Genomic DNA, 6,652 nt, shown 5'->3' on the forward strand with positions numbered 1-6,652 from the left:
TGATAGTCCCTCTAGGTACGGCATTGGTGGTTATAAATGACCACGTAACCAATAAAATACATTTGAAATATAAAGGAAAATAGGAGATGGAGCATGCAGCGGGAATCGAACCCGCATCATCAGCTTGGAAGGCTGAGGTAATAGCCATTATACGATGCACGCAATGTAACTCGACTGAGCTATTTTACCTTGAATATGGTGGAGGGGGACGGATTCGAACCATCGAAGCTTTCGCGGCAGATTTACAGTCTGCTCCCTTTGGCCACTCGGGAACCCCTCCAAATTTTAATCTTAAATTCTTTTTGTATTAAATAAAAAAAATAAGATGGTGCCGACTACCGGAGTCGAACTGGTGACCTACTGATTACAAGTCAGTTGCTCTACCTACTGAGCTAAGTCGGCACAATTGGTGCGCATTCTAGTTAATCTGGAAATATCATGCAACTGAAAATTCAAATAAAACGTTTTTTTTTGCTTTTTCATGCCAAAAATTACCTATATTGTCAAAAGCACACCTGAAAAGTGACAAGACTACTTTTTTCTTATTCCGCCTTATTGTATTGTTCAGCACTCATTAATCTACTAGGTAAGTCATGTGAACTCTTATTTAACCTTTACTCGTGACCGTTGGGCTGAATTACGAAAATCAACCCCTATGACTCTCACAGAAAAAGAGTTAACAAGCCTGCGTGGCATTAATGAAAACATCAACATAGATGAAGTAACCGAAATATATTTACCGCTAATTCGACTATTACAGCTTCATATTAATAGCCATAGAGAAAAGAATGTTATCTTGGAGCAATTTTTATCTCACCAAGATATAAAGTCACCTTTTATCATTGGAATAGCTGGAAGTGTTGCCGTTGGTAAAAGTACAACAGCTCGAATCATACAAACATTATTAAAGCAGTTGTTACCAAATTTGGATACTCAACTAGTAACAACTGATGGCTTTCTTTATCCAAATGAAAATCTTAAAGCAAGAAAGATCATGCACAGAAAAGGATTTCCAGAATCTTACGATACACAATCGCTTGTCTCTTTTGTATCAGATGTTAAATCAGGAAAAAAATCAGTCTCTGCACCTCTGTATTCACATTTAACCTATAATATTACTGGTGAGCGTAAGATTGTTGAATCCCCTGATATCTTAATTATAGAAGGATTAAATGTACTGCAAAACAGTAATGATTATCCTGACGAACTTCATCATCGCTTTGTATCAGACTTTTTAAACTTTTCAATTTATGTTGATGCTTCTCACGAACAGCTTAAAGAATGGTACGTAGAACGTTTTCTAAAATTAAGGGAAAGTGCTTTTAAAGAAAACGGCTCATACTTTTCACACTACACTGAGCTATCTACAAAAGAGTCGATAAATAAAGCTCAGCACATTTGGGATACTATTAATGGTATCAATCTAGAAGAAAATATCTTACCAACAAAAAATAGAGCACACTTGATTCTTTCTAAAGGAAAAAACCATTCAATTAATCAGGTCTCTATCAGAAAATAACTCGCCTTTTTGTATTGATATTTCACCACCGTTGTATGATTTAATTTCATCATCAACCGTAAGTAAAAGCGCACCTTGAGGATCGATCCCTTCACACACACCTGTCACTGTTCCATTACCTAATTGAAGAGATATTGTCTGTTTTTTGAAATTATCAAGTTCATTCCATCGATGAACAAAACTTGATAAGCCTGAGTATTCAAATTCTTTCATCACATTAAATAATGAAATGAGTAACTCATTCGCTAACGTATTTCGGATATTATTCTTCTCTAGGATAGTGTTTAAATCCACCCATGGTTGATTGATCTCAGAGTCAAATCTTTCGTTAAGATCTACGTTAATCCCTACCCCAATAACTACGTGAGCGGCACCGCCAGATTGAGCGGATAGCTCAATAAGAACACCCGCTAACTTACGGTTATTCCAGTAAATATCATTAGGCCACTTTAACTTTAAATTGCTACAACCTAGACGTTCTAATGCATCAACTACAGCAACCCCAATAGCTAAACTTAATCCCATAGTTGCAGCAAGACCATCTTCTAACCGCCAGTATAAAGAGAAATAAATATTACAACCAAAAGGAGAAACCCAAGTACGCCCTCGCCTTCCTCGACCAGCCTCTTGATATTCAGCAAAACAAGATTGGCCACTTTGAATTGTATCCATATTATTAAGAAGATACTGATTAGTAGAGTCAATCACACCAAGCAATTTAGGAGAAGGTAAACTTGCATGATTAATTAACGCTTCTTTCAATAGTTCAATAGGATTAGAAAGAGCATAGCCTTTTCCTTTAACCTTATAAATTTCAAGACCCCAACCTTGAATGACTGCAATATGTTTACTTATTGCTGCTCGAGAAATATTTAAAACTTCACCAAGTTCCTCACCTGAATGAAACTGACCATCACTAAGTAAATCGAGTATTGCAAGTTTCTTAGTGTGATTTTTCATGAAATAACTCCGATAAAAATGATTCTTTTCCATCAGCATAAAATCGAACTTCATGTTCAAGCTCAATGTTATACATATTAAGAACAGTTAGTTTTACATGGTGAGCTAATTCTAGAATATCATCTGATGTTGCTTCTCCATTATTTATCAAAACTAAAGCTTGTTCTTTATGTACTTGAGCATCATTTATTTTGAATCCTTTTAGACCCGCATTATCAATTAACCACCCTGCAGGAATCTTCTTTCCTTCTTCAACATCATATGCAGGCAAGTTAGGATAAGATTGAAGCAGAGAACAATATTGTTCACTTGAAATAATCGGATTTTTAAAGAAGCTACCAGCATTTCCTAAAACTTTAGGATCAGGTAATTTTTGGCATCTGATTTCACAAACTTTATTAAATACATCTCTAGTAGTCGTTGTTTTTTTATCGTGTAAAGCACTTAAGGGGCCATACGATAAAAGCGGAGTCCATTTTTTTGCTAAGCGGAGAGTTATTGCAGTTATTATGCATCGGTCTTTAAGTTCATGTTTAAAGACCGACTCTCGATAACCAAAATGGCAATCAGTATTATGGAGTATTTTAATCTGTAAGTTATCAAGATCTAAGTATTCAACAGATTCACAAACATCTTTAAATTCAAGGCCGTACGCTCCGATGTTTTGAATTGGAGCAGTGCCTGCACAACCAGGGATCATGGCTAAATTTTCAATACCTGGGAACCCATTATCAATACACCATTCAACAAGGTTAGGCCAATCTTCACCGCTTGAAACCTTAAGGAAGTACTCCTCTTCCGTTTCTATAACAGATTTACCATAAATACGATTCAAGACAACCACACCGTTAAATGCATTACAAAACAATGTATTACTTCCCGCACCTAAAGGCAGCTTTATCATGTCTGAGTAGGTCTTATCAGACCAAATATCAATCAGATCTTGAACTGAGTCGGCTTGGAGAATCAATTCTGCATTTTGCTTGATTGAAAAGCTGTTGTAGGGCTTAAGTTCTTTGCTTAATAATATTTTCATAATGCTGTATTTAATTGACTAGATTAAGTACATTCTAACTTAATCCATAAGAACTATATAGAACACAACTAATGAATCTTACCGTTTCTCATTTAGATAAATTGCGCCTGCCTTTGCTCCATAAACTATATAAAACAAATTACCCCGCAGGAAAACCTAAAGGAAAAGAAGATATTATCGCCCTAGAAAATAACAACATAATTATTGGAGCAGTACGAATTAAGACATATGAAGATTGCTATTTCCTTACTGGGATGATGATTATTGAAGAAATGAGAGGTAAACAACTAGGTAACTACCTTATCAATGAAACAAAAAAACTTCTTTCTCTAAATCATTGTTACTGCTTATGCGACCCACAATTAACTGATTTTTATCTTAAGAATAACTTCACTCTTGCTAGAGAGAACATTCCACATATTATTACATCAAAATATGAACGTTATACACATGGAGGAAAAAAGCTGGATATTTTGGTATATAAAAAACCTAACAATTAGATATTACTCTCGGCAATAGAAGCGAAATTTGCTAAAATCTATCTCCTTATATTGATAATTTAATGACCGGTTATGAATTTAAAACCTCAAGAAAGTAAAGAACAGCTGTCTATGCTTCCAATGTTGTCTCAAAATCCTGAGAATATTAAGATACTTCATACAGCTGCAGATTTTCGGTATGAACTCCTAAAACAAATAGAGAATGCTCAACAGCGTATCTATATCGTTGCACTATATTTAGAAAATGATGATGCTGGTAGAGAAATATTTACAGCTCTTTATGAAGCGAAACAAAAAAAACCATCACTAGATATCAATGTTCTTGTTGATTGGCATCGTGCTCAACGAGGCCTTATTGGTGCAGAAAAAAGTGATGGTAATGCCGCTCTATATCGTGAATTCTCTGAAAAGTATGAACACTCAATAAATGTTCTTGGTGTACCTGTAAGAAATAAAGAAGTATTTGGTGTATTACATCTTAAAGGGTTTATTTTCGATGATACTGTTGTTTACAGTGGTGCCAGCTTAAATGATGTATATCTTGCTCATAAAGATAAATACCGTTTTGACCGATACCACGTTATAAATAATCCTTTCCTTGCTAATTCAATGGTTTCTTTCATTAAGAAAACATTAATTGCTAGCCCTGCAGTTAATTGTTTATCTCAACAGAAAAGGCCCGAAACAAAGTCATTAAAGCCAGCAATTAAAGAACTAAGAAAACAATTAGGTTTATCTAACTATCAATTTATCTCTCAGTTAAGAAAAGAGGGAGAGGTTGGCGTTACTCCTCTTGTTGGCTTAGGCCGAAAAGGGAATAAATTAAATAATTATATTCGTCTTCTTTTAGCATCAGCTATATCTGAAATCACTATTTGCACACCTTACTTTAATTTCCCTAAACCTATCGCAAAAGAGCTAAAAAAAGCACTGCGACGAGGCGTAAAAGTAACAATTATTGTTGGTGATAAAACAGCAAATGACTTCTACATAGCTCCGGAAGAAGAGTTCAAAACAATCGCAGGCTTACCTTATTTATATGAGATGAATTTGAGAAACTTTGCGAAAACTAATGAAACATATATAGCTGGTAGACAATTATCTCTTCACCTTTGGAAACATGAAAAAAACAGTTTTCACCTTAAAGGCATGTGGGTTGACAAAGAGTATACTTTAATTACAGGAAGCAACCTGAATCCAAGAGCTTGGAAGCTAGATCTTGAAAATGGGTTATTATTACAAGATCCAGAGCAATTACTTGTAGAAACCAAGCAATCTGAGCTAAACGTTATCTTAGAGCATACACAGTTGATAGGTTCATATAAGCAAGTAGATAAGCTTGATAGTTATCCTGTTGAAGTGAAAAAATTAATCAAAAGAATTAAGCGAATTAAAGCAGATCATATACTGAATCAAATTCTATAATTAAGTTTTGGGTATACATTAATACAGTGCATACCCATTTTGATATTTATGCTGTACAAAAAGTCCTTTCCCTATTCATCCAAAATCACGCTACCCATACTCTAAACTCTAAACTCTCCATCATTTAGTTATCTCAATATGAGTAAATATATTACCAGCTTTTTTACTAACCTTAAGAATAATACCAATTCCATTAATTAACTTATCAATCCAGTCCAATCTTTAAAGCAGAGAGATTGGACTCTGCCTTTATCTTCACAAAGTTGTTCCAAGCATTACACACTGAGCTCACTATATCGTTATAGTTTTCAAACACCTATTCGCTAACTTGTACTGTCGAAGCAATTGTCAAACTTTCTCTATTGGATTTAATTCTAGTGAATATGGTGGGATATGGATTATCGTAATGTTCTTAAAGTTATTGGCTAAGTATGTTTGGTGCCAGATCGTTTGATCCATAATAACCACGAAATGTTTACTAATAGGTGTCGCCGTTGGAACAATTCAAGGTGCCTTGTCATTGCTTCTATGTTGCTTAGCGGAGAAACAATCGCTTCAGCTTCACCAGTATTGATACAAACGGCTCTAGGTCGGGTTTATTTTTCAGCCCAAATCTTGATTGTGGTATTGCGTTGACCAAATCTAGCTTCGCCTTGAAACCAAACAAGCACCTCTTTTAAGTGAATATGCCCTGGGATCTTAAGGAACGTTTCTATTTGGAGTTTTTTAAAGATTCTTAGGTTTACTCTGATTATTTTGGATGCTTTGAACGTGTAGTTATCCAGGTCAAGTTGAGTTCATGTAGTAAGCGGTATACACCGAATGACTAGTAAGAAACGTAAAATTAATCAAGAATGAATTGTACGATATAACTTCCTTACAAGCGACCACCTTCAGATTTTATAGCATTTGAAGTGACGTATTCTTAAGATATTCTTTTTGCTCAACAGTTATCCCAATCACAGTAAACAACTGACCATCCTATCTGGTTAAAATGCTCGATAACTGCATTAGAATTTTTGATTGTAGAATAACTACTTATCGCAAAATTTCATCTTGTTCTCAAGAATCTTTCCTGCGCTATTTCTGATCACTTACTTACTGTGATTGGTATAACCAGCTGAACTGCCACTTCGCTGTGCCTATTCAGGATTATTTACTTTTATTCAGATGTAAAAAAGCCCTAATCTTTCGATTAGGGCTTTTTTGGTG

6 protein-coding genes and 3 tRNA genes are annotated in these 6,652 nt (G+C 35.0%); 3 read left to right on the forward strand and 6 right to left on the reverse strand.

Translation table 11 applies throughout. The features are described 5' to 3' along the window. Positions 1–87 precede the first annotated feature (87 nt). The 3 genes from PVK71_RS19925 to PVK71_RS19935 form a co-directional block, all read right to left on the reverse strand. Positions 88–162 (reverse strand) — tRNA-Gly (locus tag PVK71_RS19925). 34 nt (positions 163–196) lie between these two features. Next, positions 197–280, reverse strand: a tRNA-Tyr gene (locus PVK71_RS19930). Positions 281–326: 46 nt separating this feature from the next. Further along, a tRNA-Thr gene (locus PVK71_RS19935) sits at positions 327–402 on the reverse strand. Between the two features lie 193 nt (positions 403–595). Between PVK71_RS19935 and coaA the strand changes: the two genes are divergently transcribed. Continuing rightward, entirely contained in the window at positions 596–1,519 is a 924-nt protein-coding gene (gene coaA / locus PVK71_RS19940) for a type I pantothenate kinase (protein WP_274421071.1), read from the forward strand. Here the strand turns inward: coaA and birA are convergent. Both birA and murB read right to left on the reverse strand, forming a co-directional pair. Next, the gene (gene birA, locus PVK71_RS19945; protein ID WP_274421072.1) at positions 1,490–2,479 is read right to left on the reverse strand and encodes a bifunctional biotin--[acetyl-CoA-carboxylase] ligase/biotin operon repressor BirA; all 990 of its coding nucleotides are present in this window, start codon (positions 2,477–2,479) and stop codon (positions 1,490–1,492) included. The genes coaA and birA overlap by 30 nt on opposite strands. Then, on the reverse strand, positions 2,463–3,515 hold the full coding sequence (gene murB, locus PVK71_RS19950) for a UDP-N-acetylmuramate dehydrogenase (protein ID WP_274421073.1): 1,053 nt from the start codon (positions 3,513–3,515) through the stop codon (positions 2,463–2,465). Before murB ends, birA begins: the two co-directional genes overlap by 17 nt. A gap of 71 nt (positions 3,516–3,586) precedes the next feature. Between murB and PVK71_RS19955 the strand changes: the two genes are divergently transcribed. Further along, positions 3,587–4,015 (forward strand): GNAT family N-acetyltransferase, encoded by a 429-nt coding sequence (locus PVK71_RS19955; RefSeq protein ID WP_274421074.1) that lies wholly within the window; start codon positions 3,587–3,589, stop codon positions 4,013–4,015. A 72-nt stretch (positions 4,016–4,087) separates the two neighbouring features. Beyond that, positions 4,088–5,440 (forward strand): CDP-diacylglycerol--serine O-phosphatidyltransferase, encoded by a 1,353-nt coding sequence (gene pssA / locus PVK71_RS19960; RefSeq protein WP_274421075.1) that lies wholly within the window; start codon positions 4,088–4,090, stop codon positions 5,438–5,440. Between the two features lie 348 nt (positions 5,441–5,788). Here the strand turns inward: pssA and PVK71_RS20575 are convergent, their stop codons facing one another. Beyond that, complete coding sequence (locus tag PVK71_RS20575; protein ID WP_443111741.1) at positions 5,789–5,908, reverse strand: hypothetical protein; 120 nt, start codon at positions 5,906–5,908, stop codon at positions 5,789–5,791. Between the last annotated feature and the right edge of the window lie 744 nt (positions 5,909–6,652).

The organism is Aliivibrio sp. S4MY1, assembly GCF_028765545.1.
In the GTDB taxonomy this organism is placed as follows: Bacteria; Pseudomonadota; Gammaproteobacteria; order Enterobacterales; family Vibrionaceae; genus Aliivibrio.

Coding starts and splice junctions, on each gene's coding strand:
- birA (WP_274421072.1), bottom strand. CDS start 2,479: ATGAAAAATCACACTAAGAAACTTGCAATACTCGATTTACTTAGTGAT.
- murB (WP_274421073.1), bottom strand. CDS start 3,515: ATGAAAATATTATTAAGCAAAGAACTTAAGCCCTACAACAGCTTTTCA.
- PVK71_RS19955 (WP_274421074.1), top strand. CDS start 3,587: ATGAATCTTACCGTTTCTCATTTAGATAAATTGCGCCTGCCTTTGCTC.
- pssA (WP_274421075.1), top strand. CDS start 4,088: ATGAATTTAAAACCTCAAGAAAGTAAAGAACAGCTGTCTATGCTTCCA.